This window comes from Myxococcales bacterium (assembly GCA_016703425.1).
GTDB lineage: Bacteria > Myxococcota_A > Polyangia > Polyangiales > Polyangiaceae > JADJCA01.
In genome coordinates this window covers 40,838-67,396 of record JADJCA010000002.1, presented here as the reverse complement: position 1 = coordinate 67,396, position 26,559 = coordinate 40,838, and the positions used below count along the sequence as shown (strand labels likewise).

The following is a 26,559-nucleotide window of genomic DNA, read 5'->3' as shown; positions in this document are numbered from 1 at the left end:
CCATGGGAAACATCGGCCCCGGAGAGCTCGTTATCATCGCGCTGATTGCGCTCTTGCTCTTCGGCGCAGGGCGCATCGCCGACATTGGCAAAGGCCTTGGGCAAGGCATCAAGAACTTCAAAAAGGGCCTCAAAGAAGAGGGCGACGGCGACGACAAGAAGTCCGCCGACGCCAAGGACAAAGAGCCGCCCAAGCCGAAGGAAGCTAGCTGAGTTAGCGTTTGCCCAGCGAACCTCGCAGCTGACCGCTTCTGCGAGGCGCAGACCGAAGCAGAAGCCCCTGGTCTGCCAGGGCGCGGAGGGAGGCTCGTGAGCGTTAGCTCACGAGGGAACCTGCGAAGGTTCCACCAACCTGGTACAACGGGCGGGGATGGCACGAAAGCTTGCTGATCGACTGAAGGCCGTCGCGCCGAGCGTCACGCTGCAGATGAATGCGCGCGCGGCGGATCTTCGCGCGCGCGGCGTCGACGTTTACAACCTCGGCGTCGGCGAGCCCGACTTCGAGCCGCCCTCCTTCGTCCTCGAGGCCGCGAAGCGCGCCATCGACGAAGGCAAGTCGTCGAAGTACACGGCCGTCTCGGGCATCGCGCCCCTCAAGAAAGCCATCGCGGCGCAGATTGAGCGAACGCGCGGCTACGCGCCGGCGCCCGAAGAGATCGTCGTGACCGTGGGCGCGAAACACGCGCTCATGAACCTCGCCCTCGTGCTCTTCGAAGCCGGCGACGAGGTCATCATCCCCGAGCCCTATTGGGTCAGCTACCCGGAGCAGGTTCGCATGATGGGCGCGACGCCCGTCTTCGTGCCGAGCGACGAGAGCACGGGCTTCCGCATCGAGCCGGCGGCGCTCGCGAAGGCGCTGACGCCGCGCACCAAGGCCGTCGTGTTCTGCACGCCTTCGAACCCGAGCGGCTCAGCGTATTCGGCGAGCGAGATGAAGGCGCTCCTCGACGTGCTCGCGCCCCACGATTGCTGGATCATCGTCGACGAGATCTACTCCGAGCTCGTCTACGACGGCTTCGAGCACGTCTCCGCGCTGAAGCTCGCGCCCGAGCTTCGCGAGCGCCTCATCCTCGTCGATGGCGTGTCGAAGAGCTACGCCATGACCGGCTGGCGCATCGGTTGGCTCGTCGCCACGAAGGAAGTGGCGAAGGCGTGCGACATGGTCCAAGGCCAGAGCACCACGAACCCAACGGCCGTGGCACAATACGCGGCGCTCGCGGCGCTCACGGGCCCGCAAGACGCCCTCGCCCAGATTCGCGCGTCGTTCCAAGCGCGTCGCGACGCGATGGTCGACGGCTTGAACGCCATTCCGGGCATTCGCTGCCGCAAGCCCGAAGGCGCGTTCTACGCCTTCGCCGACGTGCGCGGTCTCCTTGGCACCGAGAAGAAGGGCCGAAAGCTCACGACCGACGCCGACGTCGCGATGCTCTTGCTCGAAGAGGCCCACGTCGTCGGCGTCCCCGGCGGGGCCTTTGGCGCGCCGGGACACTTGCGGCTCAGCTACGCCGTCAGCCTCGAGCGCATCCAGGCCGCGCTCGCCGCCATCCGCGCCGTCCTCTCGTAGAGGCGCCTGGCGCTAGTCGCAGGTGCTCTGGCAGATGTCCGCGAGGCAGCTTTGCAGCGGCGCTTCTTTCGCCACGCACGCGTCGTGACCGGCCACGCACTTCGCCTTGCACGTGCAGTCGGAGACGCACAGCACGAGGCAGTTGAGCAGCTCACTGGAGCAGTCGGTCTCGGCGGCGCGGGCCTTCGCTTCCGCTTCGCACTTGCCGTTCCAGGGCTTCTCGCGAGCGCACTCGCAGCCTTGTTTTGCGCCGGCGATGCACGTCTGGCAGTTGAGCTCGGGCGAGCGCTTCCAGGCCGCCATCTTCGCGCAGCTCTCGTCGAAGGTGAGGCTCTGTCGCGCGGTGCCCGTGGTGGACGCTTCGTCGTTGTCAGCGCCGCAGGCGACGAGCACCAAGCATCCAAGTACAAGGAGCGAAGTGAAGCGCATGCACGTTTCTTAGCACGACTCTTTTCACGCTGGGCCGCGCGACAGGGACACCGGGGCCGGGGTGGGGGAGGGCGGAGGCGGGGGCCGGGCGACTAGTTCGCATGCTAATTGTCGTCCTCGCGGGGCCGGCCGCCCCCGGCCGCGCCTGTCCGCGGTCACCGCGCACCGCCGCGGGCGATGGGGGCGCGAGCCTCGATTGGTTAGCATGCACACCATCGAGTTCGGCAGCCCGGCGCCCCCGCGCGCCGCTCACTCGCGCCGCGCGTGCCGCGTATCCGGAAAGCCACGCAACCCCGCGTTGCCATGACACCGATGTCGTAGCGGTCGCGGCCCAAGCGCCGGACCCAGAGGGCCTTTCGCAAGAAATAGCTCGCGGCTCGGTTCTTTCATGTAGTCTCGCGCCGCCTGAAGGGGGACTCTCCCCTCGGTTTGTTCGAAACAAGAACGATGAATCGAAGGGGTGAACCTAGCGTCCAACGGAGCCGAGCCTTTGTCGCCGATTCCATTGTCGCTGGGCTTCTCTCTTGTTTGGCTATCTCGTCCGGCGCCCCCACCGAGGCGCATCAACTGTGGAGGAACTTCTAATGAACTTTTCGTTTGCCAAGCGTGCCGCGATCCTCGGCGCGGCGGTTGCCATCCCCGCCATCACGGCCTGTAGCAGCGACCTCACCAACCCGGCCGGTGATCTCTGCTGCACCGACTTCAAGCCCGGTCAGGCGATGCTTGACGCAAAGTTCACCGGCGACGTCGCCGTCAACGGTCAGTTCCAGGCGTTCGCGCAGGCCGCCGGCGACCTCAGCGTCACCGCCTCCGCCGCCGTCACCGACGTGACCAACGCCTGCCAGGCGATCGCCGTCGACCTCGGTGCGAACCCGAGCGACCCGGGCGCCAACGGCAAGACGGGCGGGGCCCTCATGTCGTTCTGGTGTGACCAGGCCCTCGCCAGCATCAACGCCGCCGCCAGCGCCTCCGGCTCGGCCAAGGCCTCGCTCAGCATCGAGTTTGCGCCGCCGCAGTGCAGCGCGTCGATCTCGGCGCAAGCGAACTGCCAAGCGAAGTGCAGCGGCGACGCCAAGTGCGACATCAAGGCGACTCCGCCGAAGTGCACGGGCGGCACGCTCGAGATCTCCTGCAAGGGCGGTTGCACGGCGGAAGCTGGCGCCTCCGTGAAGTGCGAGGGCTCCTGCGAGGCCAACTGCGAAGGCTCCTGCACCGCGCAAGGCGGCGTCGATTGCCAGGGCAAGTGCGAAGGCACCTGCGAAGCCAAGGCCGGCGTCAACGGCAGCGGCGCTCAGGCCGACGGTACCTGCAAGGGAACCTGCAAGGGCACCTGCTCGGTCACGCCCCCGGGCGTGAAGTGCAGCGGCACCTGCCAAGGCAAGTGCTCCGGCAGCTGCAAGGCGCAAGCGGGCGCCTCCGTGAAGTGCGACGGCAAGTGCGACGCTGACTTCGAGCCCGTCTCCTGCACCGGTGGCAAGCTCGAGGGTGGCTGCAAGGTCGAAGCGAAGTGCGAAGGCAACTGCAACGCCAGCGCGAGCGCGAAGGCCGAGTGCACGCCGCCCGAGCTCAAGATCGTCGCGAACGCCAGCGCCCAGGGCAACGTGAAGATCAACGCCCTCATCGACACCCTCAAGGTCAACCTGCCGAAGCTCATCGTCGTCGCTCAGGCGCGCGGTCAGGCGTTCTTGTCCACCACCGGCGTCGTTGCCGAAGGTGGCGCGAGCATCGCCGGCTCCGGCAAGCTCGACGTGAAGGGCACCGCCTGCCTCGTCGCCGCCGGCGCCGCGGCTGCCGCTGCGATCAAGGACATGACGTCCTCGGTCGAGGCCTCCGTCAAGATCGTCGGCGCCGTCAAGTGACGACCCGAGCGCGGCGCGTCTGCTTCTAACGGAGCGGCGCGCTTCGCACCGACTGCGAAGAAGGCGAGGGCTGGTCCCTCGCCTTCTTCCTTTTCTCTCTCTCTCCTCTCTCTCTCCTCTCCTCTCCTCTCCTCTCCTCTCCTCTCCTCTCGTCCCCACAAAGCGCGTCGAGGCGCCCGTCGCCGAGCGCCTCGATTCGCCAAATCCCCTTCGACCATCCGCGTGCACTCTGCACGCGACGACGCGCGTCCCTCTTAGGTCGGCAACGTCCCCGCGGCGACGGCGCCGCCACCGAGCGGACTCGCCGCGCCGAGCGGGCTCCCCGCGGGCGCCCCGTACGTGTACTGGTAGCTGTACCCGTTGGGTGTGCCCTGCACGCTGTAGTTGACGGGCGCGCCGCCGAACGGGCTCGCGTTCTGGCCCAAGATCCCTTGAAGCGGCGAGCCGAACGACGGGCCACCCTGCGGCGCTCCGAACGCGCCACCGAACGGCGGCATGCCCCCCGGGCCGAAGTCGGGGGGGCCAAAGCCCGGAGGCCCAAAGCCCGGAGGCCCAAAGCCGTGATGCCCTCCGAAGCCTTGACCGAAGTTCGGGTTGTCGAGGCGCGCGTCGAGGCGTGCGAGGGCGCCCTGGAGCGGCCCCGCGATGTCCGCGTGCGTCGCCGAGTATTGCTGAACGGCGGCCTGGAACGTTTGATCACCAAGGAGCTGATTGAGCGCGGCGCGTCCGTTCGGGTCGTGCATCACGGCGCCGAGCGGGTGGTGGAAGCCGCCGCCTTGCTGGCCGGCCTCGTTGAGCGGCGCGAGCGCCTGCGCGAGCTCGGGGTGTTGCGCTTCGAACTGTTGAAGCGCGCCCTGGAACGTTGGATCGTGGATGAACTCGCGCATCGCCATGCGGCCTTCGTGGAAGCCGCCGTGCTCCATGCCGCCGAAGCCAGGGAACATGCCCTGACCGAGCCCCTGAAACTGGCCCTGCTGCGTGGGGTCGAAGGTAAACCCCGCAGCGGGCTCTTGCTGTTGCTGCGAGACCGGTAGCGCGCCGAGCGAGACGCCACCACTCACGCCATCCAAATCGTCGAAGTTCACTTCTCGCATGGTCCTCGGCCTCCGACTTCCTACTCAGCAAGCGGTGGACCGCGACCGTTGGCAGTCGGAGTTGTCAGAATTTTCGGAGGATCGGGCCGCGTCCTACATCCGCGCCGGGGCGCGATGGATTCAGGCTGTCGCGCGCCGAAGACGCGCACACGTCCTACCCGAGCGTCGATGTCGCGGCGCTGCCCCGATGGATCAAGTGAACACCAGGCCTCTCTTCCGATCCGAGGCGAGTCAGTGCACCAAGGGCGCTCCTTTCCGTTCCCGCAGCCGTCGTGGTGACGCCGCGTTGGCGCTCGGCCACCGTGCGGCGGGAGGAGATCATCGCGTCCGCGCCTCTTGGACCATCGCTTGCGTATGTGCCCGCCATGCCCTCCCCCCGCACGTCCACGTTAGCGTTTGCCTCCATCGCCTCGGTGCTCGCCGCTTGTGGGAGCAGTGTGGAGCCCGATGTCGACCCGACCAACGGCGGCCCCGCCGCGGCGTTCGCCGATCCGGCCGCCAACGGCGGCGGCAGCGTCACACCCACGGACGTCGACCCGTCGTCCGCGTGTGCGACGTCGTCGGCGCTCGGCGAAGGCTCGCCCGCGTCGCTGGTGTTCATGTTCGATCGCTCCGGCAGCATGCTTGACGCGAACAAGTGGGTGGAGAGCTCGTCGGCCCTCAAATCGTTCTTCACCGACGCGGCGAGTACGGGCCTCAGCGCCTCGCTCCAGTTCTTTCCGCAGGGAGCCGTCGACTCGCCTGAGTGCGCGGCCAACGCGTACCAAGCCCCAGCGGTTCCCATGACCCAGCTCCCCAACGCGCAACAGTTCGCGTCGGCCATCAACGGGGTGAAGGTCCAAAGCAAGGCGCCGACGCCGACGCTGCCCGCGCTCACCGGCGCCCTCGCCTACGCGAAGTCGGTGGAGGCCTCGGGGAAGAACGCCGCCGTCGTCCTCGTAACGGATGGCGAGCCGAATCAATGCGGCAGCACGGTGGCGTCGGTCTCGAAGGTCGCCGCGGCGGCCGCTGGCAGCGTCAAGACGTACGTCGTCGGCGTGGGCGACAACCTCAAGAACCTGAACGCCATCGCCGCCGCTGGCGGCACCGGCGCGGCGATCCTCGTCTCGACGACGGACCCCGCGAAGATCGCCTCGGATCTCAAGGCGGCCCTCGGCAGCATCGCGGCGCAGGCCATGACGTGCGACTACAAGATCCCCTTGCCGCCCAACGGGCAAACCATCGACCCGCAGAAGGTCAACGTCCGTCAGTCGCCCAAGACGGGCGCCGGCGCGACGCTCTCCTACAACGCGGCCTGCACCGGCGAGGGTTGGCACTACGACAACGTCGCGTCGCCCTCCCGCATCCTCTTGTGCCCCGCGAGCTGCGATCAAGCGATGAAGTCGCCGGGCACGAAGGTCGAGGTCTTCTTCGGCTGCGCCGTGAAGGGCGGCATCCCGAAGTAGGTGGGCAGCGCGGCGCCCCTCTTGGGGGCGCGCAGCGTCACATGAGACGGAACCCTACTTGAGAAACCCGCCAAGCAGCGAGCGCGCTGCATCGAGGGCCCCGTCGATGTGTTCTCCCGTGAGCGCGCTCTCCACGGTGCCGCGGAGCGCCTCCGGAACCCGTGCGAGAAGAAAGTCGCGCATCACCCCCGCGACTTTTTCCGCCTGCTCGGGGGACAGATCGGCCTTGCTGACGAGCTCTTGAATGAGGGGCTGCATGGGGCCAGCAAGCTACCACGAGTCAAGCTCGCGCCGGTCCTCCCGCTCGCGTTGGCCGCTACCGAATCTTCGTCGTGCATCCCAGCTCGACGGTGATCCTCGCTCCGAGGTCGCTGCGTGCACGCTCGCAGGTCTTGCCGCAGAGAACGACCGACGCGTTGCCTGCGGTGTATTGCCACCCGTCGGCGCCGCCGTCGCAGGGCTTGCTGGCGTCCTGCGGAATCGCCTCCCGGCCGCCAGCGCTCGGTAGCAGGGCCACGTTGACGCGGCTCGGGTCGAGGTTCTGCCCCGCGGGCGCCGCCGGGAGCGCGACCTCGCAGGCCAGCCGATCGGCGACGCGGGCGGCCACGTCGTCAAAGACAGGGGCAAAGTCCGTGAGGCAGATGCTGAACCACTTGCCCTGTGTTCGCTTGGCTAGGTCAATGTATTCTGCACCCGTGTTCATCGCGTTGTCGCCACACTTCGGCGCCTCGCTTGGGAACGTCGGTGCGCCGACGATGGGGTAGACCACGTAGCGCCGGTTCGCGGCCGTTCCGAAGTTGCCGGCGCCCTTGCCGAGGAGGGATGTGTCGAACTCGCTGGCGGTGATGCCGTCCCAGGCGTTGGTGCCGGGGGTCGAGTCGTCGTCGGTGACGGGCACGAAGACCTTGAGCGCGTCGCGGCGCAAGAAATCGTTCCACGGCGCGCCAGGGCTCTGCGCGTGGTCGTAGCTGCTCAAGATCACGCGGAGCATGTTGTTCGATTCAATGGTCTGGACCACGTGGCGAAACAGGGGAGGGTTCGAGGCCCCGCACGTCGCGCCGCCCAGCGGCGGGGGCACGCACATCTTCGTCGCGTTGCCGGGCCCTTCGTAATGGAGCGCGATGAGCACGACGCGCGTGTCGAGGCCCGTCTTCTTGAGCGTGTCCGACAGGCGGTTAAGGTTCGCTTGCACGTTTTGTGCGTCGTCTTGCATCGAAGGCGACGAGTCGACGGCCACCACGATGTCGACGGGAGGCTTCCCCGCGACGGCCTCCGCGGTGGCGCATCCGCCGCCGGTCGCCGCGGCGTCGCCGTTGGAAGCGACGCCTCGCGGATCGGTGCCGCCGTCGGCAAGCGTTGAAGCGCCGCCGTTCGACGATTCGTTGCTGCTCGTGCCGCAGGCGACGGCGGCGAGAAGCCCGGCGCACGCAAACCAAGACGCGCGAGGTCGTTGCATGAGAGGTAGGGCAGGCACGCGCTGGGCCATTGCCTTGGCGCGCGGCCTTTCTTGCCTCGACGCACCGCATTTACCCGTCCGCTCTTCTCCTACCCTTGCCGCTCATGGCAGCGCGCTGCCGCACCGCTGCCGCGGCGACGTGTCCGGCAACCCAACGCAAGCCAACCTTGGGTGCAAAGGCGCGCAGGCCGGGGCCTTGCGTCGTCTCGGTGGCCGGGCTTCTCTTCGGCCATGGACTCGTTCGAAGTGGTCGTCGGTGGGGAAGTCGTCGTCGGCGCGGCCCGTGGCGTCATCCGCGAGCCTTGGTCGGGCAAGGTCGTCGCCGAGGTGCCCCTTTCGGGCGAGTCCGTTGCGGAGCGGGCCGTCGCTCATGCGGCAGAGACCTTCGAACTGACGCGGCGCCTGCCGAGCTACGTTCGGCGCGACCTCCTGCGCAAGATCGCCGAGCGCCTCACGACGGAGCAGAAAGCGTTCGCCGAGCTCATCGCGCGCGAGGCCGGCAAGCCCATCACGCAAGCGCGCGCCGAGGTCCTGCGCGCCGCGTCGACCTTCGACTTGGCGAGCGAAGAGGTCTCGCGCGATCGCGGCGAGGTGATGGCCCTCGACGTAACGCCCGCGTCGGCGGGGTATCAGGGCCAATTTCATCGGGTGCCGAGCGGCCCCGTCCTCGCCATCACGCCCTTCAACTTTCCTCTCAACCTCGTGGCGCACAAGGTGGCGCCTGCGCTCGCGTGTGGCGCGACGGTCGTGGTCAAGCCGTTGTCGTAAGTCCTGCTCTCGGTGTTGAGGCTCGTGCGGTTGGTTCGCGACGTAGGGCGCGACGTTGGAACGCCCGAGGGCGCGCTCCAGGTGGTTCCGTGCGAGCTCCCCGTGGCGGAGCGCCTCGTCAAAGACGACCGCTTCCGGGTCTTGTCGTTCACCGGGAGCGATCGCGCCGGCTGGCACCTCCGCGCCATCGCCGGAAAGAAGCGCGTCTCGCTCGAGCTCGGCGGCAACGCGGCAGCCATCGTCCACGAAGACGCGCCGCTTGAGTACGCCGCCGATCGCATCACCACCGGCGCCTTCGCCTACGCGGGGCAGGTTTGCATCAAGGTGCAGCGGGTCATCGTCCATCGCGCCGTCGCTGAGCGGTTCGTGGGCATGCTCGTCGACCGAGCGGCTCGCCTCGCGCCGGCCGATCCGATGCTCGCGGCGACGCTGATGGGGCCGATGATCGACGAAGCCAACGCGGTGCGCGTGGCGGCGTGGGTCGACGAGGCGCGCGCCACGCACGGCGCGACGATCCTGCTCTCGGGCGGGCGCGAAGGAAACCGCCTCGCGCCGAGCGTCGTTCGCTTCGCCAAGGGCGCCGGCGCCGGGCTTCACGTGCTCGACGACGAGGTCTTCGGGCCCGTGCTCACGGTCCAAACCTACGACACCTGGGATGAGGCGCTCGCCCTCGCCGACGCGACGCGTTTCGGTCTGCAATGCGGCATCTTTACCGATTCGCTCGAGCGGATCAGCGCGGCCATCGAGCGGCTCCACGTCGGCGGGCTCATCGTGGGCGACGTGCCGACCTTTCGAGTGGACAACATGCCCTACGGGGGCATGCGCGACTCAGGCCTCGGCCGTGAGGGCGTGCGGTTTGCCATGGCCGAGATGACCGAGCCGAAGCTCGTGGTTTGGGCCCGTCCGCCGTCTTAGGTCGCCCTAGCCGGCTCAAGCGTCCGCGACATTGACGCGGCTCGAGGGGGCGCCTACCTCATCGGCCATGCCGATCACCGAAGAACTCGTTCGCCAAACGCTCGGGGCTCATGTCCCGGCCGATGCCATCCGCGCCGTGCACGTGCTCGGCAGCGACGTCAGCGTCACCGCGCTCGGGGGCGGCACGCACGCGGAGTTGGGCGCCGCCATTCGCAAGGCGCTGAGCGGCCTCGAGGGCGTCGGCGCCATCGACGTGCGCTGGGCCGACACGCCGCCGTCGCGCGTCGTCGCGCCGACCGATCCGGTCAAGGACGTGCACAACGTCGTGCTGGTCATGAGCGGCAAAGGGCGGCGTCGGCAAGAGCACGGTGGCAACGAACCTTGCGCTCGCCTTGGCGCGGGCCGGCTATCGCGTGGGCCTCCTCGACGCCGACATCTACGGCCCGTCGATCCCGACGATGCTGGGCGTGTCAGGCCGCCCGGTGTCGCTCGACGGCAAGACCATCGAGCCGCTCGAGCGCTTCGGCGTGAAGCTCATGAGCATCGGCTTCCTCGTCGACGACCCGAAGCAGGCCATCGTGTGGCGCGGTCCGATGCTCCACGGCGCCCTCAACCAGTTCCTGAAGGACATGAACTGGGGCAGCCTCGATTTCCTGGTGCTCGATCTGCCGCCCGGCACCGGCGACGTGACGCTCTCCATCTCGCAAGCCGTCGCCGTGACCGGGGCCGTCATCGTCACGACGCCGCAGAACGTCGCCACCGACGACGTCTACAAGAGCGTGTCGATGTGCAAGAAGGTCAACATTCCCATTTTGGGCGTCGTGGAGAACATGAGCTTCTTCATCGACACGGCCGGCGTTAGGCACGAGCTCTTCGGCAAGGGCGGCGGCGAAGCCGTGGCGGCCTTCGCCGAGGCGCCGCTCTTGGGACAGGTGCCCATCGAGTCGCAAGTCCGCGAGTGGGGCGACAAGGGCACGCCGGTCGTGCAGGCGGCGCCGTCGTCGAGCATCGCGCGCACCTTCATGGGGGTGGCCGACGCGCTCGTCGACGTCATCGAGTCGCGCGCCCAGAGCGGCGACGTGGCCGACGCAGGGCCCGAGATCGATCGCAGCGGCGGCACCGGGAAGAAGCGCCTCCCCATCGCGCACTGACGGTTTCTGGCTTTGTGTAGCTTGGCTAGCGGACCGTCGCGGTGGCGGAAGGTGAGGGTGAAAGCGGCGCCGCGGCGTCTCTTGCGGTGGGGCTGCCGCGCAGCATGAAGAACACGACGACGCCCGTCACCGACACGTAGAGCCAAATGGGCAGGGTGACTTTCGCGACCTTCTTGTGGCGCGCGAAGGCGCCTTTGGCGGCGAAGAAGAAGGTCGTCAGCACCAGCGGCACGACGGCCATCGACAAGAGCACGTGCGACGCGAGGATCGCGAGATAGACGGTCCGGATCGCGCCGGTCCCCTGATAGCGCGTGTCGCCGTGCACCGCGTGGTAGGCCAAGTACCCGACGAGGAAGATCGTCGATGCAGCGAACGCTGACACCATCAAGAACTTGTGAACGCGGGGCTTCTTCGCGCGGATGGCGAACCAGCCGAGCGTCAGGCACGTGGCCGCGACGCCGTTCATGGTGGCGTTGACGGCCGGCATGAAGGAGAGGTCAGTCTGGCCAGCCGCGCCGCGGCGGATGAGCAACAGGTAAGCGAGGAGCGCGAGCGCGGCCGCCGAGACGACGGCGTTGAACGCGAAGAACGCGCGGTCGCTGACGCGTGACAGAGGCGAACCAGCGGCGTCACTCTTGGTCATGGGAGGCAGGCTTCTATAGTGGAGCGGTCGCGATAGGGCTACCCTGATGGGTTTTGCTGACGTGCGGTCCGAGCCGCTGCAGCGAGGACGTGCACAGAGGGCGTCGAGCCCGTTATGATGCCCTCGTGACGCCGCAAGCTCAGATTGTCCGCGTGGAGCGCGTGCTGCGCGAAATCAAGCACGCCCTGGGCGCGATGCCGTCGTCGCCGCGGTCCCGCGAGCTTCGCGCGAGGCTCGGCACCTTCGAGCGCGGCCTCCTCAACTTGGCGGGGCGGACGCCTTCGGAGGTACAGGCCACGGCCCTCCTCGACGCTGTGCTCGAGCTCTACTCTCGCGTCTTTCCGGCGGAGCGTCGGCCGTCGCGCGCGGGGCCGCTCTCGCAGCCGGCGATGTTCGCGGCCCTCACCACGCCGAGCCAAGTGCCGGTACCGCGCTCGCAACACCCCACGACCCCTCCGGCGAGCCGGGCTGCGTCGGTGCCCGGCTCGGTACCGACACGCTCACCGAGTCCGCCGCGCGTCGGGGCTTCGCTGCCGCCGTTGCCGTCGCTCACACCGGTGGCGCCTGCCATTTCGTTGCCGCCGATCTCCATCACGCCCGTGCCTGCGTCGGTGGCGCCGAAGTCGAGCCCGCCGAAGTCCACGCCCCCGAAGTCAACGCCTCCGCGCCTCTAGGTAGGCGCGTCAGCTCTTCCACTTCTTCGAGCTCTTCACGAGCTCGACGTCTTGCTCCTTCTTGAGCAGGACGCCCAAGAACGGGAGCTCCTTCACGAGCCGCTCCTTGTGAACGTTCGAGCGTTGCAGGACGGCGATCCAATCGACGAGCTCGCTCGTGGAGGGGCGCTTGCGCAGCCGCGGCAACTCGCGAAGCTCGTAGAACGCGACCACCGCCTGGTCGACGATCTCGCTGTCGATCTTCGGGTGGTGTACCCGAACGATGCGCTGCATGAGGTCGCGATCGGGGAAATCGATGAAGTGAAACACGCAGCGGCGCAAGAAGGCGTCGGGCAGCTCTTACTCGTTGTTCGACGTAATGATGACGACGGGGCGCTCTTTGGCCACAACCTCGTCGCCCGTTTCGCCGACGACGAAGCGCATGCGATCAAGCTCGTGGAGCAGGTCGTTGGGAAACTCGATGTCGGCCTTGTCGACTTCGTCGATGAGAAGAACGACGCGCTGCGCGCTGGAGAACGCGCGGCCCATGGGCCCGAGCTTGATGTACCGGCGGATGTCTTTGACGTCGCCCTCACCGAAGCGGGCGTCGTAGAGGCGCTGCACCGTGTCGTAGATGTAGAGGCCGTGGTCGGCGCGCGTCGTCGACTTCACGGGCCAGTGAATCAAGGGGAGCCCCAAGGTCTCGGCGACGGCCTCGGCCAAGAGCGTCTTTCCCGTCCCCGGTTCGCCCTTCACGAGCAGCGGCCGCTCGAGCACGAGGGCGCAGTTGACGGCCGCCTCGAGGGCGTCGTTGGTCAGGTAGTTGGGCGTGCCGTTGAAACGTCGGAAGTCGCTCACGTACCGTGTTTACCACGGGCCGCGGCGAGGGGCTCGCTCACCTAAAGGTCGATGAGCGCGCCGAGGCCCGAGAAGAGCCCGAACTGAAACGCTCGCGCGTCGAAGGAGACGGTCGTGTTCGCGTTGTTCGTCGTCGACGACGAGCCGCCGAAGGTGAAGATGAGATCGGGCGACGCGTGGAGATAGAACGTCTCGGTGATGCGAAAGAGGAACGGGACCTGAATCTGCGTGCCCACGGCGGAGAACGTCTGCTTCGCGTTGTTGTTTACGTTCGCGGAGACCGTTTGCCGTGAGAAGTAGCCGATGCCGCCGCGCGGCCAGACGCCGAAGCGCTCGCCGATCGGGATCAGGTACCCGACGCGCGGCATCAGCGTGAAGCTGGTCGTTGACGGCAGGTCGACGGTCGTCGTGACGGGGCCGCCTTTGGTCTCGATGCTCGTGGCCGTGTTGGCCACCTCGATGAAGCCGCCGACGGAGAGGTGATCGATGACGAAGTAGTCGGCCGAGGGCGCCAGCCACAGCGTTCGGCTCGACGACGTCGTCGTGAGGGTCTGGTTGTTGTTGGCGCTGTCTTCCGACGCGCTGCTCGTGAGAAAGCCGATGGGGCCCGCGTAGGCGACGCCCGAGCCCGAGAGTCGCAAGCCTACGAGCGTGTCGACGGAGAGCTGACCCCGCTCGCCAGCGAGCGTCATGGGGTGTTGGGCCCTCGCCGTCGACGTCGTGAGGGCTGCGGCTGCCAGCGAAGCGCAGAGGACCGCCGAGCGGATCATTCGAGTCTTCATGTTCATCGCGCCGGAGACTACGCTTATGCCGTGCTCATCGCCGCACCAAAGGTCCGCATGCCGGCGCCCGCTTCCGTGGAGCGCGCCGCCCTCGAGTTGAGTCGCCGCCTGGGCGAGTCGAAGGTGATGGCCGAGGGGGACGGTCGCGCCGCGTACGGCGCGGACGAGAGCGAGGTCGAAGCGCACACGCCGGACATCGTCGTCTTCGCGAGCCGGGCGAGCGACGTCGCGACCACACTCGCTGTGGCCGCCGAGTGCGACGTTCCCGTCACGCCTCGCGCCGGCGGCAGCAGCCGCGTTGGCGGCGCCGTGCCGGTGGCCGGCGGCATCGTACTCGCGACGCATGGCATGAACACCATCAAGGAGATCGACCCCGTCGATCTCGTCGCCGTCGTTGAGCCGGGCGTCATGACGGCGGCCCTTCATGCGGCGGCCGAGGCCGAGGGTCTCTTTTATCCGCCCGATCCCAATTCGCTCAAGTGGTGCATGCTCGGCGGTAACGTGGCCGCCAACGCTGGCGGACCGCGGGCCTTCAAGTATGGCGTCACGCGCGAATACGTCCTCGGCGTCGAAGCGTGTTTGATGGGCGGGCACGTGCATCGGCCGGGCCGCCGAACCATCAAGGGCGTCGCCGGCTACGACGTGACGGCGCTCCTCGTTGGCAGCGAGGGCACGCTCGGAGTCTTTAGCGAACTCACGCTCCGCCTGCGCCGAGCCCCGGAGGCCGTCGTCACGGCCATGGCGCTCTACGCCGACGTCCACGCCGCCGCCGCCGCCGTCAACCGCGTCCTCGCCAGCGGCGCGGTGCCGCGTTGCATGGAGCTCATGGATTCGCGCACGCTCGGCGCCGTGCGCGCGCAGAAGGTCGCCGTCGACGTGCGCGCCAACGCCATGTTGCTCGTGGAACTCGACGGCGACGCCGCGAGCGTCGAGCGGGAGCTGGAAAAGGTCGGTGGATTGCTCTCCGAGGGCCCCGCTGCGCTCGATGTGCTCGTCGCGCAGGACGAAGCGCAACGAGAGCGACTCTGGGAAGCGCGGCGCATGCTCTCACCGGCGACCAAGAAACTCGCGCGCCACAAGCTCTCCGAGGACGTGGTCGTTCCCCGCTCGCAGATCGGCGCGCTCCTCCGCGCGACCGATGCGATCGGTGAGCGGCATCGCGTGATGCATCTCACCTACGGTCACGCCGGCGACGGCAACTTGCACGTGAACTTCTTGTGGAACGACGACGAGGAGCGCGTCCGTGTGGATGGCGCCCTGCTGGACCTCATGACAGAGGTCGTTCGGTTGCGCGGCACCATCAGCGGTGAGCATGGCATCGGCGTTACGAAGCTCGACTACTTGCCCCTTGAGCAGACCCCTGCGCTGATCGACCTTCAGCGTGAGATCAAGCGCGTCTTCGACCCGAAGGGCCTGCTCAACCCCGGCAAGATCTTCGCGCCAAGTGGCCACGGAAGCTGCTGACGGGCCCCGGGCGTTTCGGCGTTACTTGGGGACCGCGACGGGAACGACGACGTCGTTGATCGGCTTTAGGCTGCCGCCCGCGGGATAGGCGTAACTCACCGCTTGGCTGAAGAGGCCGCCGCCGAAGGCGCCGCCGGTAGCGGCGCTTCCCCAGCCCCACACGGTTAGACCGAAGGGGCCTTCGCTCTTCATCTGTCGGCGGCCGTTGTCGCAGCTTCCTTGTTTCTGGAAGTTGCCTCGCATCAAATCGACGCGCGTGAACTCGTACTTGCCGCTCGGACCGAGCGGCTGCCAGCCCTTGAGGGGGCCCTCGCAGTCGAGCGCCACGTCCTTCCAGCCGTCGGCTTCTTTCGCGCGCACGACGACGAGGTTGGTCTCGGGGTAAGTCGGATCGGTGAAGAAGACGTAGGACTTTAGGAACTGCGCCGTGGGCACGACGTTCACGAACTCGGGATCGCCGCGGTTGTCGCCGGCCGTCGACACGGCGCCCCACCCGGTCATGTGGCCGGAGAGGTAGAACGGGTGTGCGGCATCTTGGCTGCGGACGACCCATGGGCCGGGCGAAGCAAACTCGACGACTTGGCCCTGCTTGAGCGTCGTCGGCGCCCCCGGTGGTGCGCTCGGCTCCCACGAGAGGGACGTCCCGTCGACGGCGCCGACGAGACGCCACGGCGGCGACTCTTCTTTGCCGTCGAAGCGGTTTCGATAGCGCACGGCGGCGAACTCGTTGCCCATCGCGCGAACGGGAGGAATCTGCTGATGCGTCGTGTCGCACGCGCTGCCTTCTTGCTCGTTGATCGTGGCGCAGATGGACCCGCCCCAAACCCCGATGGGCTTGTCGGAAGAGATGGCGCTGCCGGTCAGCTCTTGATCCTGTGCAAACTGCAATATCTGCCCACGGGCCAGCGCATACGTCTTTGGCGCCCCCTTGGGCGCTGCGTCGACCCCGCCGCCACCGACGATGGCGACCGTGGGGTTGATGGTGACGTTGGTTCCGTCTTCCGCCGCCACGATGGCCAGCGTTGGAGCGTCTTCCTCGACGATGGCGCTCTTCTGGTAGCCGCTGACGGCGATGTAGTTCGTGTCCCAGGCGGCCGTTGGCAGGAGCAACGTGGCGCTCGTGATGGCGCTCGGCCCGCCACCGTAGGGATAGATGTCGTAGGCGACGACCGGCGCGCTTGTCTTGATGCGGAAGGCGGCACCTTTGCCGGTCCGCGAAACGGACGTCAGCACCGACATGGCCGGTGTGATGCCAGAAGGGCAGGCGGTCGAGTTGCTTCGACTCAGGAACAACATCGCGACCTGCCCCGGCGGCAGGCCCGAGGCCGGCAGCGGCTCGTAGGTGAGGGAAGCGCCTTGGCCCTTCGGCATGACCATGAAGCCCGGCTTCTGAAGCTTCTGGCCGGCGTATTCGACCTCGACGGCGACGTTGGTGTTGGCCGTGTTGACGAGGAAGGCCGCAAAACATGCCCCGCGCGTGATGGTCAAGGAGTCGGGCGGCACCGCCAAGAACTCGCACCCCATGGTCGACTTGTCGGCGGCCGCCTGCGCGCAGGTCGTGACCTCGCACTCAGGACACGGGCCCGTGCCACTTTGGCCGCCATCGAGGAAGGCGCCAGGAGCCGCCCCGGTCGCGCCTGCGCCGCCCGCCGGCGCGCTGCCCTCGCGGGTGCCACCGCAGCTCAAGGCGATGAAGACGAACGCGGCAGGCCGGATTCGGATTGCGTCGGAAAAGTCCATGAGCGCCGGATATGGCGCGTTGAGGGGATTGCGCAAGGACTAATTCGACAAGGCGCCACTACGTTTATGAAATAAAAGGAGAAAGCTGCGCCTTCTCCGGCGCCTGAGCGTTACCGCTCGAGGATCCAACGCACGACCGTGTCGCGCACTTGGCGCGCCGATGGGCTCGTCACGAGACCCATGTGCGAGGGAGCGGCGCCGCCTCCGTCGCCCTCAGAGACGATGAACATCTCGCTCTTTCCACCAAAGTTGGAGAGAAACGCTCGCGCGCTTTCGGGGTGACACTCGATGCGATCGCCTTGGCTCGCCACCGCGAGCAGCGGCGCGGCGATGGTCGCCAGCGACGCCTCGAAGTCCACCCGTCCGTCGCCGCTGGTCCAGCGATCGCTCTCGTAGAAGCGCACCAGGTCGTGGATGAAGGGCGCCGCTTCGTCGTCGCTCCCTTGGCGGAGCGTCCGTGCGGGAAAATACCCGACCCTTGCCGTCGAGAGGCGCAAGGACTCCATGACCGCGCGCTTGGCGACGCGCCTGGCCAGCGAGCGCTCGTGGTGCGGCATCCAGACGTTCGCCGCGATGAGCACCAGGCCGTCGACGCGCATGTGCCCGGCGCCGCAGGCGGCGAGCGCCGCGTGGCCGCCGAGCGAGTGGCCCACGACGATGACCTTGGCGCCTTCGCTTCGCGCCGTAGCCGCAGCCACAACGGCGGGAAGGTCTCGCGTGACGAGATCGTCGTAGGACCAAAAGCCGCCGCTGCTCGCGCTCTTGCCGCTGTCGCCGTGGCCGCGAAAGTCGAAGGCGATGGCGCGCGCCCCGTGGAGGGCGAGCGTCGTGAGCCAGCCTTCCTCCGGCGTAGGCTTCTCGAACTCGGACCGCCTCGCGAACATCGCGTGCGCCAGCACCACGACGACGCGCGGCGAACGCTGGCCCGGCGACACGACGGTAGCGCGGAGCAGCTCGCCATCGACGGTCCGGATGTCGACTTCTTCGCGCACGAGGGCCGAGGGGGGCATGGCTTCTTCCTGATCGAGCCTCTGTCGACGTCAGTCGAGCGGCAAGAGCCAAACCTCGGCGCCCGCGTCGATGCCCAGCTCCGCCGCCGTCGCGCGGTCGACGGTGGCCGCGCCGTCCTTCTCCGAGACGGCGGCGAGCACCGCGCGAAAATAGGGCACCGATGGCTTATCGACGCCGACGAGCGAGCGATCTTTGACGACCGGTTCGTCGTCGACGACGCTCACCACCGTGACCTTGCGCGTGCGCATGATGAGGGAGATCTCGTCGGTCGCGGCCGTGAAGTGCGGGCCGCCATCGAAGGGGTCGACACGCTCGGCGTAGCGGAAGCCGATGCGGCGGAGCATCTTCTCGACGCCCTTGGTTTGCGCGCCGACTTTGCCAATGACGTCTTGGGCGGTCCGCGGCAAGAGCGACGCGTAGATGGTGCCCTCGGGGAAGAGGCTGCGGATGAACTCCTTGTTCTTCTTGGAGAGCCGGTCTGCCTCGGCGTAGGTGAGGTCCGTGAAGTGTCGCCCCAGCGCATCCCAGAGGTGCGACGTTCCGTCGGGTTCGAGGGGAGGCAAGAGCTCGGCGAGGACCTCGTCGCGAAACAGCTCGCGATGCATGCGGATAAACAAGAACCGCACGTACGAGATCGACTGGCCGAGGCGCGCCTTGCGGAACGTGGGGTCGACGACGAGGCCGCCGATTTCCGTCGGACCGTTGTACGAGTAACCGATGCTGAGCGTCGTGTGCTTGAAGTGCCGGTCGAGGGTGGCCGAGTAACGCTCCTCGTCGATGACGTCGAGGTAGATGTACGGCGCGTCGCGGCGACCGAGCTGTCCGAAGATCATCGACGTGCCGACGATGCGCTTGGTCTCGTGGTCGACGAGGACGAAGACGTATTCGCGGCGCTTGGCGTCCTTGATGGCGCCGGTGAAGCTCTTTTGGGAAACCTCCAAGATGTGACGAATCTCGTCACGATCGTTGGGCAAGTTCACCGTGTTGAGGTGCCGAGCCAGCGCGTAGAGCTCGTCCTCGTCGGCGGGCCCCGCAGACCGGATTTCGAACCCCGCCGCGCCTCCCATCGGTGGCTTTCTACCACGGGCCGCGCCTTATCGGCGTCCCAAGGTGTGGGGGACGGGGCGCAGACGTCTGAAACTACGGACAAAACTGGATCTCGCTTCGCCCCCGTGACGTGCCGCCCCGGGCTGGCACACGGAGCCCATCGGACCTAGTCTCCATAGTCGGCTCCGAACCGCACCCTACCGATGAGACGCAGCTTCGAAGTACCCCTGCTGCTCTGGCTCCCCGCCGCGATCCTCCTTCACCTGGGAGCTGCGGACGGTGGAGACGTCGTGGGCAAAGTTCACGTGGACCGCTCGGCCTTGGAGCGCCTCGGCGCGGTCGTGCGCGAACGCGTCCGCGCCAGCGAGCAGACGCTCGTCATCGAGGGCATCGACGCGCCGACGCTCGAGGAGTCGAAGCCCGCCGACGATCCGATCCGCGTCCTCGACGAGAAGAAGAAGAAGGAGCAGGCCGAGGCCGAGAAGAAGAAGGAAGAGGAGAAGAAGGTCGCGAAGGAAGAGAAGCGCCTCATCAAGATCCTCGAAGAGAAAGACTCGAAGCCGCAGCCGCCACCGCCGCCGCTTCAGGACAAGCGCATCGCCGTCAAGCAGCGGTCCAAGGCGGACCAAGAAGACAACCCCAACGCGAACTTCATCGCGGACCAAGCGAACAAGGTCAAAGAGGAGACGGCGGCCACGCAGACGTCGCTCGATCAAGACGATCCCGACCCGACGCCGGGCGGCAACCGCGCCGGCTCGGACCCGAAGATGGGCGACAGCGATCGCACCAAGATCGCGCAGAACGACGAGAGCCCCGGCGAGAAGGACAAGGCGCCCGGCGAGAAGGGGACCGAGTTCCGTGTCGAGAAGACGGAGCTCCCGATGGCCGCTCTCGCGCCCACGACGGCGACGCAGAAGACGGCGCCCTCCGGCGGCGATCGCCGCGCTTCACCGGCGCCGGCGAGCGACGTGCCCCAGCCTGCGCCGGCCCCGGTGGCTCCTAGCGATGCCGTCGCCGAAGCGAACAGGGGCGGCTGGTCCTTCAATCCGATTCGGCCCGGCGCCTCCGGCGGGCTCTCGCCGCAGCCGGCCCACGGCCAAGCCACCGCCCAAAACGATCGCGCCCCCACAGGCCCGATGCCCATCCTCGGGCTCGGTGGAACGCCCGGGCCGGGGCAGGTGAACTTGAACCTCAACCATCACGGCGTCGTCGCCACAGTCGGTCACGATCAGCTCCACAAGGAGCGCGTGGCGGACGGCGAGCGGCGCAAGAGCGAGCACCGCGGCTCGTGGGTCGCTTCGAGCTTTGAGCGTTGGCGAAGCGCCATCGAGAACTACGTGTCGTCGGTGAAGGCCGGCAACCAGACAGCGCTCAACGCCGCGCGCTCGCCCTTCGCCACGTACCTCCACTCGATCCACAACCGGATTCATCCCATCTTCGCCGATTCGTTTCTCGGCTCGCTCGATGCGCTGCCCAAGACGCACCCGCTCAACGACGGCAAGCTCATCACCCGGCTCGAGATCGTCCTTTCACGCGAAGGTCAGCTCGTGAAGATGGGGATCGTCAAGACGAGCGGCATGACGGCCTTCGACATCGCCGCCCTCGACGCGGTGCAACGCGCGTCGCCGTTCGGCTCGGCGCCGAGCGCAATCCTCTCGCCCGATGGGCGCGTGTACCTGCACTGGGAGTTCCATCGCGACGAAGTGTTTGCGTGCTCGACGATGAACGCGCGGCCCTTCATTCTCAACGTCCCGGCGGGCGCGCCGCCGCCGGAGCAGGCGCCGCCGCGCGGTCCGGTGCCGCCCACCAAGGAGCGCGAGCTTCCCCCGGCGAGCCCCTTCGACACGCGGCAGGGCCGCTTGCCGCGGCCGGCACGTGGGGCGCTCAAGCGAGGCTAGCGGCACGTCACATTGCTCGCGTGCTCGGCCGAACGACCGGGTATGTTTCGACGCCCGCGCTCATGACGACTGACGGCGAGTCCAACCCGGCCCTTTTCTTTCTACGCGCCTCGGCCGTGTGGGCTGCGCTCACGTTGCCCATCGCGCGCATCGTCGCGCCAGGGCTTCGAGGCAACGCCGGCGATCACGCCGTCGTCTTGTGGCAGGTCGTCGCTGCGACGACGTCGTACGGCCTCGCGCTCTTGCTCGCGTCGCTATCGGCCGTGGCCTCGGCGCAGCTCCTCCGGCGCGAGCACCCGCTGAGGGGGCTGCGCGGCGTGACCATCGCCGGCGTCATGGTCACCATCGCGCTCGTTGCGCCGGCCTTCGTCAGGCGATTGCCTTCGCAGCCCGTCATCGTGATCGCGCTCGTGTCCAGCATCGTCGTGCTCGTGGCGGCGACGCGAGCGCTCTCCGAGCGCGCGACGCGCGCAGTGGGGCTCGTGTTCGCGGCCTTCGCCTTGGCGGCGCTCGTGCGGCTCTTTGCGTGGCAGCTCGCGGTCGCCGCCGGCGAACAAGTGTCGAGCGGCCTGTACGCGACGAGCCGCGGCATCGCGACGGCGGGCGTCGTGCTCGAGGCGTTGGGGCAGCTTGCCGTCGTCGTGTGGTTGGGGACGCGAGGCGGCGTCCTTGGGCAGGTGACCACCAGCGCGGCCGTCGTGCTGGGCTTCGCCATCACTTGGGGCGCCACCCTTGGTGTGCACCACGACGCTGAGCGTTGGCAGGCCGTGTTGCATACGGCGCTCGCCGACGCATCGGGGCTGCCAGCGCCCTTCGCGCTCTCGGCGGCGGCGACGTTCCTCCTGTCGGCGACGTTCCCGCTCACGATCGCGGCGGCGCTCTCGGCCCTTCGCGGCGGCCGTGACAGCGCCCCCGCAGCGGTCGTCGCGCTGCTCCTCGTGTCGCACGGCTCGTTCGACGCGCCGCTCCGAGCGCTGGCGGCGGTCTCCGCGGCGGCAGCGGCCCTCTCGATGGCGCAAGGTGCGACGCCCTCGCTGCGTGAACCCGGCGCCGCCCCCGGCTAGGCGACACGCAAGCCGCCTTGCGCCAGGCGCCCCCCTACTTCTTCTTGGTCCAGCAGCCCGGCACCGCGCTGTCCTTTTCCTTGCCGTATTGCACGAACGGGAGGCAGTAGTCCTTCGGGACGTCCGGGTTGTCTTTCGTGGTCTGGCAACCGACGCCCACGAGTCCGTCGATCTTAGGCGACGCGGGGCACTCGGCGGTGACGCCGCTCGCCGTCTCCTTGCATGGAGACGCGCTCTTGGGAGCGCAGAAGCGCTCCCGAGAGTACGAGCCGAGGAGGCACACCGAGTCACCCTGGCAGTCGCCGTCGGCGTAGCACGGTGAGCAGAACGATCCGTCGCCCTTGCAGGTGCCCGCGCGCGGCTTGCACACGTTGCGACCGCCGTCTTCTACGCAGGTCGCGTCGAGGCGGCAGTTGCCGTCGCCCTGGCACTCGCTCGTGCAAAACTTCGTGCCGCTGTCATCGGCGACGCAATACTGCGGGCTCCCGTCTTGGCTCGGGCAGTCGATGTCGTGCTTGCACGGCGCGCAGTAGCTACGCGGCAAACACACCGTCGTGGTCTCTTTCACCGAGCGGTTCGCGCGACGGATGCTGGGCTCGAGGTTGATGGGCGCGCACCAGTAGCCGCCGGTGCACTCGGCGTCGCTCTTGCAGTCGTATTGCGTGCAGAATGCAGCGGCGTCGGTTGGGTTCTCGCCGTAGCACCAGAAGCCCTGCTCCGAGTCGCAGGCGGGGTTGGCGTCGAGACCGCTCGGTTGCGGCTTCTTCTTCTCGTCGAGGACCGGATCGCAGTGCGTGCCCCATTGGCCCTTTGGCTTTGGGGTGATGCCCGCCGAGTAGCCTTGGTCTGCGGTGCAATAGGTGACGTCGCCTTTGGCCGTCGCCACGCAGTGGAACTTCGGTGGGCACTCCGTCTGCGTCTTGCAGGTCAAGCGGCAGGCGAGGCTGGTGCCGTCGTCGACACACTTGTTGCCGGCGAGGCATTGCGAGTCCTGGCAGGGCCCATCGGCGGGCTTGTCGGACGAACATGCCACGACGATCGGCAGGGCCAGCGCCATGGCCAGCCGGACCGCCGGCGCGAGGGCCGCCCCGACGAACGTGCGAAGCGAGCGAGACGACCGAGGACGCAAAACAGAGACCATGGCGAAGCCCTTCATAAGGAGATGCGGCTGCTTCCCTAGCACTTCTCTCGGCACGCGACATGAGAAGTGAGCCACAAGAGGGGCCGCTGGCCCGGTCTGGCGCTTGTGCCTCGGACGAGACGCGAGCGCGGCGCCCGCGCTCCGCTCCGGTCCGGATGGGGCCGGCCAAAATTCGCTGCATTTTGATAGTGCTCGTTCGATTCGAGGCCCGGGCCAAGGCGACGCCGGCGTGCTACAAATCAGCAGGCCGTTTGGGACGCTTGACGTCCCCGGGCCGGGGACTAACCTCCGCCTCCTCGAGGGAACACCATGATGCTTCGCGCCGCGCTCGCCGCACTTATTGTTTCAGCCGTGGGTTGCTCGTCTTCGGAGTCGTCGGCTCCCAGTGGACAGGGCACTGCCGGCACCGGCACCACGACCCAAGAGGTCGGCGACAAGAACCCCTACGGCGTCGCGTACCCGACGGCCAACCTGGGCACCAATGCTCGCAGCGGCAGCGTCGCGGGCAACATCATGAAGAACTTCAAGTTCCGCGGGTACAAGACCACGCCGGGCGCCCTCATTACGCCGGGCTCGGCGACCGTGGAGCAGATCTCCCTCGCGGACTTCTTCGATCCCGAGCTCCGCAACAAGAACGCAGCCGGTGAGCCCTACCGCATCCTCCACATCACCGTGTCGTCGGTGTGGTGCGGCCCGTGCAACGAGGAGACGAAGGAGATCGTCACCAAGGTCCCGGACCTCGCCTCCAAGGGCGTGCTCTTCTTCACGGCTCTGGCTGACGGCCCTGGCCAAGGCACCGGCGCCACGCAGCTCGACCTCGACGGCTGGGTGAAGAAGCACAAGGCCAACTACCCCCACGCGCTCGATCCCGCGCTCAAGAACTTCGGCGGCTTCTTCGATGCCGCCGCCGTGCCCTTCAACGCCGACGTCGACCTCCGCAGCATGGAGATCCTCTACGCAGGCGTTGGCGCGCCCCAGGACATCGAGGCCCACGTGAACAAGTGGGTCAAGTGGGCCAGCCAGAACCCCGCGCAAGGCCAGTGAGCGCGCCCTACTCGGCGGCGCTCGGCGCGCTGGCTCTCGCCGCGGTCATCGGATGCGGTGGCGCGGGCGGTTCGGGCACGGGGCCGGCGTCGCCTTCGTCGACACAGACGACGTCGGCGCAGGACTTCACGGGCCGCGACATCGACGGCAAGACCGTTCGCCTGAGCGACTACTTGGGCAAAAAGGTCGTGCTCCTCGATTTCTGGTCGACGTATTGCGAGCCGTGCAAGGCCGAGATGCCGCACCTTCGGCGCATCTACGACGCGCACAAGGACAAGGGCTTCGTCGTGCTCGCCATCTCGATGGACGGCCCCGAGACGGTCGCTGAGGTTCCCTCCTTCGCGAAGCGCAACGGCATGACGTTCCCCGTCGTGCTCGACGAGGACTCGAGCATCGCGAGCATCTACAACCCGAAGAAGTCAGCGCCGCTCTCGGTGCTCATCTCAAAGTCGGGGCAGCTCTCGCGGGTTCACGAGGGGTACAACTCGGGCGACGAAGTGACGCTCGAAAAGCACGTGCGCGAACTGCTCGACGCCTCTGCCGCTGCCAAGTAAGGTCGCCGGCCTGCGCAGCGTTCTGCGCACGAGGTCGACATGCGCCGGTTCGGATTCACTACCGCTCTCGCGTCCGTCATCGTCGGGGCCGTGAGCCAGCCGGCGTGGGCCGTCGATATCGCCAAGGCCGATGGCGCCCCCGTTCGCCTCGAGGTCACCGAGACGGCGATCGTGGGGCAGCGCTTCGACGCGCGCGACAGCGAAAAGTTTGAGGACCAAGGTTACGGCGCGTTCATCAACCGCTTGAACGCGGCCCTTTCGTACAAGCGCTTCACGCTGGGCACGCGCCTCGATTCGTCGGTCTACTGGCTCAAGCCAGAAGATCGCCCGCTGCCCGACAGCGTTGGCGCCGACGCGCCCACGGCGGCCGATCGCGAAGACGCCCGCGCCGCCGAGACGACGCGGCTCAGGCGCGACGGCACGTCGCGGTTTCCGAACACGATCTACCCGGCGAAGCTTTGGGTCACGTACAAGGCGCCGGGGCTCGAGATCACGGCCGGCGACGCGTATGTGCAGTTCGGTCGCGGACTCGTCTTGTCGATGCGGAAGATCGACGAGCTGGGCGCCGACAACACGGTGCGCGGCGCGAAGGTCGCTTGGCAGGCCGACCCCTTCGCGCTGACGCTCGTCGCCGGCATCGCGAATCCGTCGCGCGTCGACGAGGCGACGGGGCGCGCGTTGTTTCTGCCTCGCCCCGTCGAAGGCGATGCGCGCGGTGCGCAGCCGCTCTTCGGCTCGGACCGGCTCGTCGGCGCGCAGATCGAAGCGGGCCGCGGCTTGCCCGTCGTGCTCGGCACGCGCGCCGTCAGGCTCACGCGCTGCGCGCCTTATTCGTACGACGCGCAAGGCCGCGTCAACGACAACACCTTCGACGCACCCATTGGCTCCTGCGCGCCCAGCGACACAGCGCTTTGGCTCTCGTCCTTGCCGTCGGGCAACGGCCCCGTGCTCCAGTCGAGCGAGGTCGACGTCGCCAGTCAGTCGCTCGAGATTCCCCGCATGTTGGGCGGCACGACGAAGCTCTACGTCGAAGGTGCCGTGCAACGCCGCGTCCGCGACGACGCTCCCCTCGAGCGGAACAACCAGGGCAACGCACTCTACGGCGCGCTCAACGTCGACCTCGGGCCCGTGACGAACCTGCTCGAGATGAAGAGCTACCGAAACTTCTTCCCGCTCGCGGGGGGCGTGAACGTCTCACGCGCCTCGGCCTTCAGCACCGTGGTCTATTCGGCGCCGCCGACCACCGAGCTCATCACGCAAGACGCGATGTTCGGATTTCTGAACGCGTGCGTCGACGGCGGGCGGCTTCGCAGCGACGTGCGCGTGACGCACGACGTCTTGGTCTACGGCTCGGGCGCGTATTACTTCACCAAGAGCGAGGTGCCCGGCGGCGGCTGCGACGACCGCGGTCGCACCGTCACGACGGCGGCCGTGGCCGACAACACGCACAACCGCGTCGTCGACGGCTTCGCCGGCGCCGAGCTCAAGTTCGACGACGACAAGTCGCACCTCTTCGCGCAGCTCGGGGCGCGCAACGACGAACGCGTCACCGGCGAGCTCTTCTACCGAGAGTTCTACGGCAACTACACGTTCACCAAACACCTGTCGGGGCCCTTCTCCTTCGAGATCACGGGCAAACATCGCCTCAGGCGCGAAGAGAACCAGAACGTCGACTCGGTCGCCGGCGGCGAAGAGCCTTGGTTCCAAGGTGAGAACTACGCGGCGCTCAAGATCGTGCCCAAGTGGGTCATCACCCAGGGCTTCGAGTACACGACGCTCGTGGGCCAACCGACGACGTATTTCAACGGCGGCCTGCTCTATCGCTTCACCGGCGACTCCAACGTGAAGCTCTTCGGCGGTCAACAGCGCGGCGGTCTCAAGTGCGTGAGCGGCGTGTGCCGCATCTTCCCGGCGTACTCGGGCATGCGCGCGGAAGTGACTGTGCGGTTCTGAGGGCGGGCGCAGGCGGGGGCGTAGGCT

Annotated in this window: 23 protein-coding genes and 2 pseudogenes; 14 read left to right on the top strand and 11 right to left on the bottom strand. The window is 67.8% G+C overall.

All coding sequences use genetic code 11. The annotated features are described in order from the left end of the window. Positions 1–2 precede the first annotated feature (2 nt). On the top strand, positions 3–212 hold the full coding sequence (locus IPG50_06530) for a twin-arginine translocase TatA/TatE family subunit (protein MBK6691846.1): 210 nt from the start codon (positions 3–5) through the stop codon (positions 210–212). A 157-nt stretch (positions 213–369) separates the two neighbouring features. Next, positions 370–1,563, top strand: a complete 1,194-nt coding sequence (locus IPG50_06525) for a pyridoxal phosphate-dependent aminotransferase (GenBank protein ID MBK6691845.1) — start codon at positions 370–372, stop codon at positions 1,561–1,563. 12 nt (positions 1,564–1,575) lie between these two features. Here the strand turns inward: IPG50_06525 and IPG50_06520 are convergent, their stop codons facing one another. Continuing rightward, positions 1,576–1,992, bottom strand: coding sequence for a hypothetical protein (locus IPG50_06520; protein ID MBK6691844.1), 417 nt, complete (start codon positions 1,990–1,992; stop codon positions 1,576–1,578). Positions 1,993–2,576: 584 nt separating this feature from the next. Here IPG50_06520 and IPG50_06515 point away from each other — a divergent pair. Next, entirely contained in the window at positions 2,577–3,851 is a 1,275-nt protein-coding gene (locus IPG50_06515) for a hypothetical protein (GenBank protein ID MBK6691843.1), read from the top strand. Positions 3,852–4,105: 254 nt separating this feature from the next. On the opposite strand, the gene IPG50_06510 is transcribed toward IPG50_06515, so the two are convergent. Then, on the bottom strand, positions 4,106–4,945 hold the full coding sequence (locus tag IPG50_06510; GenBank protein MBK6691842.1) for a hypothetical protein: 840 nt from the start codon (positions 4,943–4,945) through the stop codon (positions 4,106–4,108). Between the two features lie 365 nt (positions 4,946–5,310). Here IPG50_06510 and IPG50_06505 point away from each other — a divergent pair, with 365 nt between their 5' ends. Further along, positions 5,311–6,390, top strand: a complete 1,080-nt coding sequence (locus tag IPG50_06505; GenBank protein MBK6691841.1) for a VWA domain-containing protein — start codon at positions 5,311–5,313, stop codon at positions 6,388–6,390. Positions 6,391–6,444: 54 nt separating this feature from the next. Here the strand turns inward: IPG50_06505 and IPG50_06500 are convergent, their stop codons facing one another. Together IPG50_06500 and IPG50_06495 are read right to left on the bottom strand one after the other, a co-directional pair. Next, positions 6,445–6,648, bottom strand: coding sequence for a hypothetical protein (locus IPG50_06500; protein ID MBK6691840.1), 204 nt, complete (start codon positions 6,646–6,648; stop codon positions 6,445–6,447). Positions 6,649–6,706: 58 nt separating this feature from the next. Further along, positions 6,707–7,846, bottom strand: coding sequence for a hypothetical protein (locus IPG50_06495; GenBank protein MBK6691839.1), 1,140 nt, complete (start codon positions 7,844–7,846; stop codon positions 6,707–6,709). A 231-nt stretch (positions 7,847–8,077) separates the two neighbouring features. Here IPG50_06495 and IPG50_06490 point away from each other — a divergent pair, with 231 nt between their 5' ends. The 3 genes and pseudogenes from IPG50_06490 (at position 8,078) to IPG50_06480 (ending at position 10,680) form a co-directional block, all read left to right on the top strand. After that, positions 8,078–8,614, top strand: a complete 537-nt coding sequence (locus IPG50_06490; protein ID MBK6691838.1) for an aldehyde dehydrogenase family protein — start codon at positions 8,078–8,080, stop codon at positions 8,612–8,614. Positions 8,615–8,626: 12 nt separating this feature from the next. Further along, a complete protein-coding gene (locus tag IPG50_06485; GenBank protein MBK6691837.1) occupies positions 8,627–9,529 on the top strand; it encodes an aldehyde dehydrogenase family protein in 903 nt (300 codons plus the stop codon). Positions 9,530–9,596: 67 nt separating this feature from the next. Then, positions 9,597–10,680: pseudogene (locus IPG50_06480) on the top strand (Mrp/NBP35 family ATP-binding protein). Between the two features lie 25 nt (positions 10,681–10,705). On the opposite strand, the gene IPG50_06475 reads toward IPG50_06480, so the two are convergent. Further along, complete coding sequence (locus IPG50_06475; GenBank protein ID MBK6691836.1) at positions 10,706–11,323, bottom strand: DUF420 domain-containing protein; 618 nt, start codon at positions 11,321–11,323, stop codon at positions 10,706–10,708. Positions 11,324–11,448: 125 nt separating this feature from the next. On the opposite strand from IPG50_06475, the gene IPG50_06470 reads away from it, so the two are divergent. Further along, positions 11,449–11,997: a hypothetical protein gene (locus IPG50_06470; GenBank protein MBK6691835.1), complete on the top strand. Its 549-nt coding sequence runs from the start codon at positions 11,449–11,451 to the stop codon at positions 11,995–11,997. Positions 11,998–12,006: 9 nt separating this feature from the next. On the opposite strand, the pseudogene IPG50_06465 reads toward IPG50_06470, so the two are convergent. Next, a pseudogene (locus tag IPG50_06465) lies at positions 12,007–12,834 on the bottom strand (MoxR family ATPase). 41 nt (positions 12,835–12,875) lie between these two features. Next, positions 12,876–13,622 carry a hypothetical protein gene (locus IPG50_06460; GenBank protein ID MBK6691834.1) on the bottom strand — a complete coding sequence of 249 codons (747 nt, stop codon included), beginning with the start codon at positions 13,620–13,622 and terminating at the stop codon, positions 12,876–12,878. A 51-nt stretch (positions 13,623–13,673) separates the two neighbouring features. Between IPG50_06460 and IPG50_06455 the strand changes: the two genes are divergently transcribed. Continuing rightward, positions 13,674–15,080, top strand: a complete 1,407-nt coding sequence (locus tag IPG50_06455; protein MBK6691833.1) for an FAD-binding protein — start codon at positions 13,674–13,676, stop codon at positions 15,078–15,080. 21 nt (positions 15,081–15,101) lie between these two features. Here IPG50_06455 and IPG50_06450 read toward each other — a convergent pair whose 3' ends face one another. The 3 genes from IPG50_06450 to IPG50_06440 all read right to left on the bottom strand — a co-directional run bounded on the left by IPG50_06450 (position 15,102) and on the right by IPG50_06440 (position 18,898). Next, complete coding sequence (locus tag IPG50_06450) at positions 15,102–16,856, bottom strand: IgGFc-binding protein (GenBank protein MBK6691832.1); 1,755 nt, start codon at positions 16,854–16,856, stop codon at positions 15,102–15,104. Between the two features lie 74 nt (positions 16,857–16,930). After that, complete coding sequence (locus tag IPG50_06445) at positions 16,931–17,830, bottom strand: alpha/beta fold hydrolase (GenBank protein ID MBK6691831.1); 900 nt, start codon at positions 17,828–17,830, stop codon at positions 16,931–16,933. A gap of 30 nt (positions 17,831–17,860) precedes the next feature. Beyond that, positions 17,861–18,898 carry an arginine N-succinyltransferase gene (locus IPG50_06440; GenBank protein MBK6691830.1) on the bottom strand — a complete coding sequence of 346 codons (1,038 nt, stop codon included), beginning with the start codon at positions 18,896–18,898 and terminating at the stop codon, positions 17,861–17,863. Between the two features lie 183 nt (positions 18,899–19,081). Between IPG50_06440 and IPG50_06435 the strand changes: the two genes are divergently transcribed. Both IPG50_06435 and IPG50_06430 read left to right on the top strand, forming a co-directional pair. Further along, entirely contained in the window at positions 19,082–20,776 is a 1,695-nt protein-coding gene (locus IPG50_06435) for a TonB family protein (protein ID MBK6691829.1), read from the top strand. 62 nt (positions 20,777–20,838) lie between these two features. Beyond that, a complete protein-coding gene (locus IPG50_06430) occupies positions 20,839–21,840 on the top strand; it encodes a hypothetical protein (protein MBK6691828.1) in 1,002 nt (333 codons plus the stop codon). 34 nt (positions 21,841–21,874) lie between these two features. Here the strand turns inward: IPG50_06430 and IPG50_06425 are convergent, their stop codons facing one another. After that, positions 21,875–22,981: a hypothetical protein gene (locus IPG50_06425; GenBank protein MBK6691827.1), complete on the bottom strand. Its 1,107-nt coding sequence runs from the start codon at positions 22,979–22,981 to the stop codon at positions 21,875–21,877. A gap of 309 nt (positions 22,982–23,290) precedes the next feature. Between IPG50_06425 and IPG50_06420 the strand changes: the two genes are divergently transcribed. Genes IPG50_06420 through IPG50_06410 form a run of 3 tightly spaced genes read left to right on the top strand, consistent with a single transcriptional unit; the run spans position 23,291 to position 26,532 of the window. Then, positions 23,291–24,025, top strand: a complete 735-nt coding sequence (locus tag IPG50_06420) for a hypothetical protein (protein MBK6691826.1) — start codon at positions 23,291–23,293, stop codon at positions 24,023–24,025. Continuing rightward, a complete protein-coding gene (locus IPG50_06415) occupies positions 24,022–24,579 on the top strand; it encodes a TlpA family protein disulfide reductase (protein MBK6691825.1) in 558 nt (185 codons plus the stop codon). The genes IPG50_06420 and IPG50_06415 overlap by 4 nt, the downstream gene beginning before the upstream one ends. A 39-nt stretch (positions 24,580–24,618) precedes the next feature. Then, a complete protein-coding gene (locus tag IPG50_06410; protein MBK6691824.1) occupies positions 24,619–26,532 on the top strand; it encodes a hypothetical protein in 1,914 nt (637 codons plus the stop codon). Positions 26,533–26,559 lie beyond the last annotated feature (27 nt).

What these genes read in the sequence shown, in the direction of transcription:
- IPG50_06530 (MBK6691846.1), top strand. Translation starts at nt 3, where the DNA reads ATGGGAAACATCGGCCCCGGAGAGCTCGTTATCATCGCGCTGATTGCG.
- IPG50_06525 (MBK6691845.1), top strand. Translation starts at nt 370, where the DNA reads ATGGCACGAAAGCTTGCTGATCGACTGAAGGCCGTCGCGCCGAGCGTC.
- IPG50_06520 (MBK6691844.1), bottom strand. Translation starts at nt 1,992, where the DNA reads ATGCGCTTCACTTCGCTCCTTGTACTTGGATGCTTGGTGCTCGTCGCC.
- IPG50_06515 (MBK6691843.1), top strand. Translation starts at nt 2,577, where the DNA reads ATGAACTTTTCGTTTGCCAAGCGTGCCGCGATCCTCGGCGCGGCGGTT.
- IPG50_06510 (MBK6691842.1), bottom strand. Translation starts at nt 4,945, where the DNA reads ATGCGAGAAGTGAACTTCGACGATTTGGATGGCGTGAGTGGTGGCGTC.
- IPG50_06505 (MBK6691841.1), top strand. Translation starts at nt 5,311, where the DNA reads ATGCCCTCCCCCCGCACGTCCACGTTAGCGTTTGCCTCCATCGCCTCG.
- IPG50_06500 (MBK6691840.1), bottom strand. Translation starts at nt 6,648, where the DNA reads ATGCAGCCCCTCATTCAAGAGCTCGTCAGCAAGGCCGATCTGTCCCCC.
- IPG50_06495 (MBK6691839.1), bottom strand. Translation starts at nt 7,846, where the DNA reads ATGCAACGACCTCGCGCGTCTTGGTTTGCGTGCGCCGGGCTTCTCGCC.
- IPG50_06490 (MBK6691838.1), top strand. Translation starts at nt 8,078, where the DNA reads ATGGACTCGTTCGAAGTGGTCGTCGGTGGGGAAGTCGTCGTCGGCGCG.
- IPG50_06475 (MBK6691836.1), bottom strand. Translation starts at nt 11,323, where the DNA reads ATGACCAAGAGTGACGCCGCTGGTTCGCCTCTGTCACGCGTCAGCGAC.
- IPG50_06460 (MBK6691834.1), bottom strand. Translation starts at nt 13,622, where the DNA reads ATGAACATGAAGACTCGAATGATCCGCTCGGCGGTCCTCTGCGCTTCG.
- IPG50_06455 (MBK6691833.1), top strand. Translation starts at nt 13,674, where the DNA reads ATGCCGGCGCCCGCTTCCGTGGAGCGCGCCGCCCTCGAGTTGAGTCGC.
- IPG50_06445 (MBK6691831.1), bottom strand. Translation starts at nt 17,830, where the DNA reads ATGCCCCCCTCGGCCCTCGTGCGCGAAGAAGTCGACATCCGGACCGTC.
- IPG50_06440 (MBK6691830.1), bottom strand. Translation starts at nt 18,898, where the DNA reads ATGGGAGGCGCGGCGGGGTTCGAAATCCGGTCTGCGGGGCCCGCCGAC.
- IPG50_06435 (MBK6691829.1), top strand. Translation starts at nt 19,082, where the DNA reads ATGAGACGCAGCTTCGAAGTACCCCTGCTGCTCTGGCTCCCCGCCGCG.
- IPG50_06430 (MBK6691828.1), top strand. Translation starts at nt 20,839, where the DNA reads ATGACGACTGACGGCGAGTCCAACCCGGCCCTTTTCTTTCTACGCGCC.
- IPG50_06425 (MBK6691827.1), bottom strand. Translation starts at nt 22,981, where the DNA reads ATGGTCTCTGTTTTGCGTCCTCGGTCGTCTCGCTCGCTTCGCACGTTC.
- IPG50_06420 (MBK6691826.1), top strand. Translation starts at nt 23,291, where the DNA reads ATGATGCTTCGCGCCGCGCTCGCCGCACTTATTGTTTCAGCCGTGGGT.
- IPG50_06410 (MBK6691824.1), top strand. Translation starts at nt 24,619, where the DNA reads ATGCGCCGGTTCGGATTCACTACCGCTCTCGCGTCCGTCATCGTCGGG.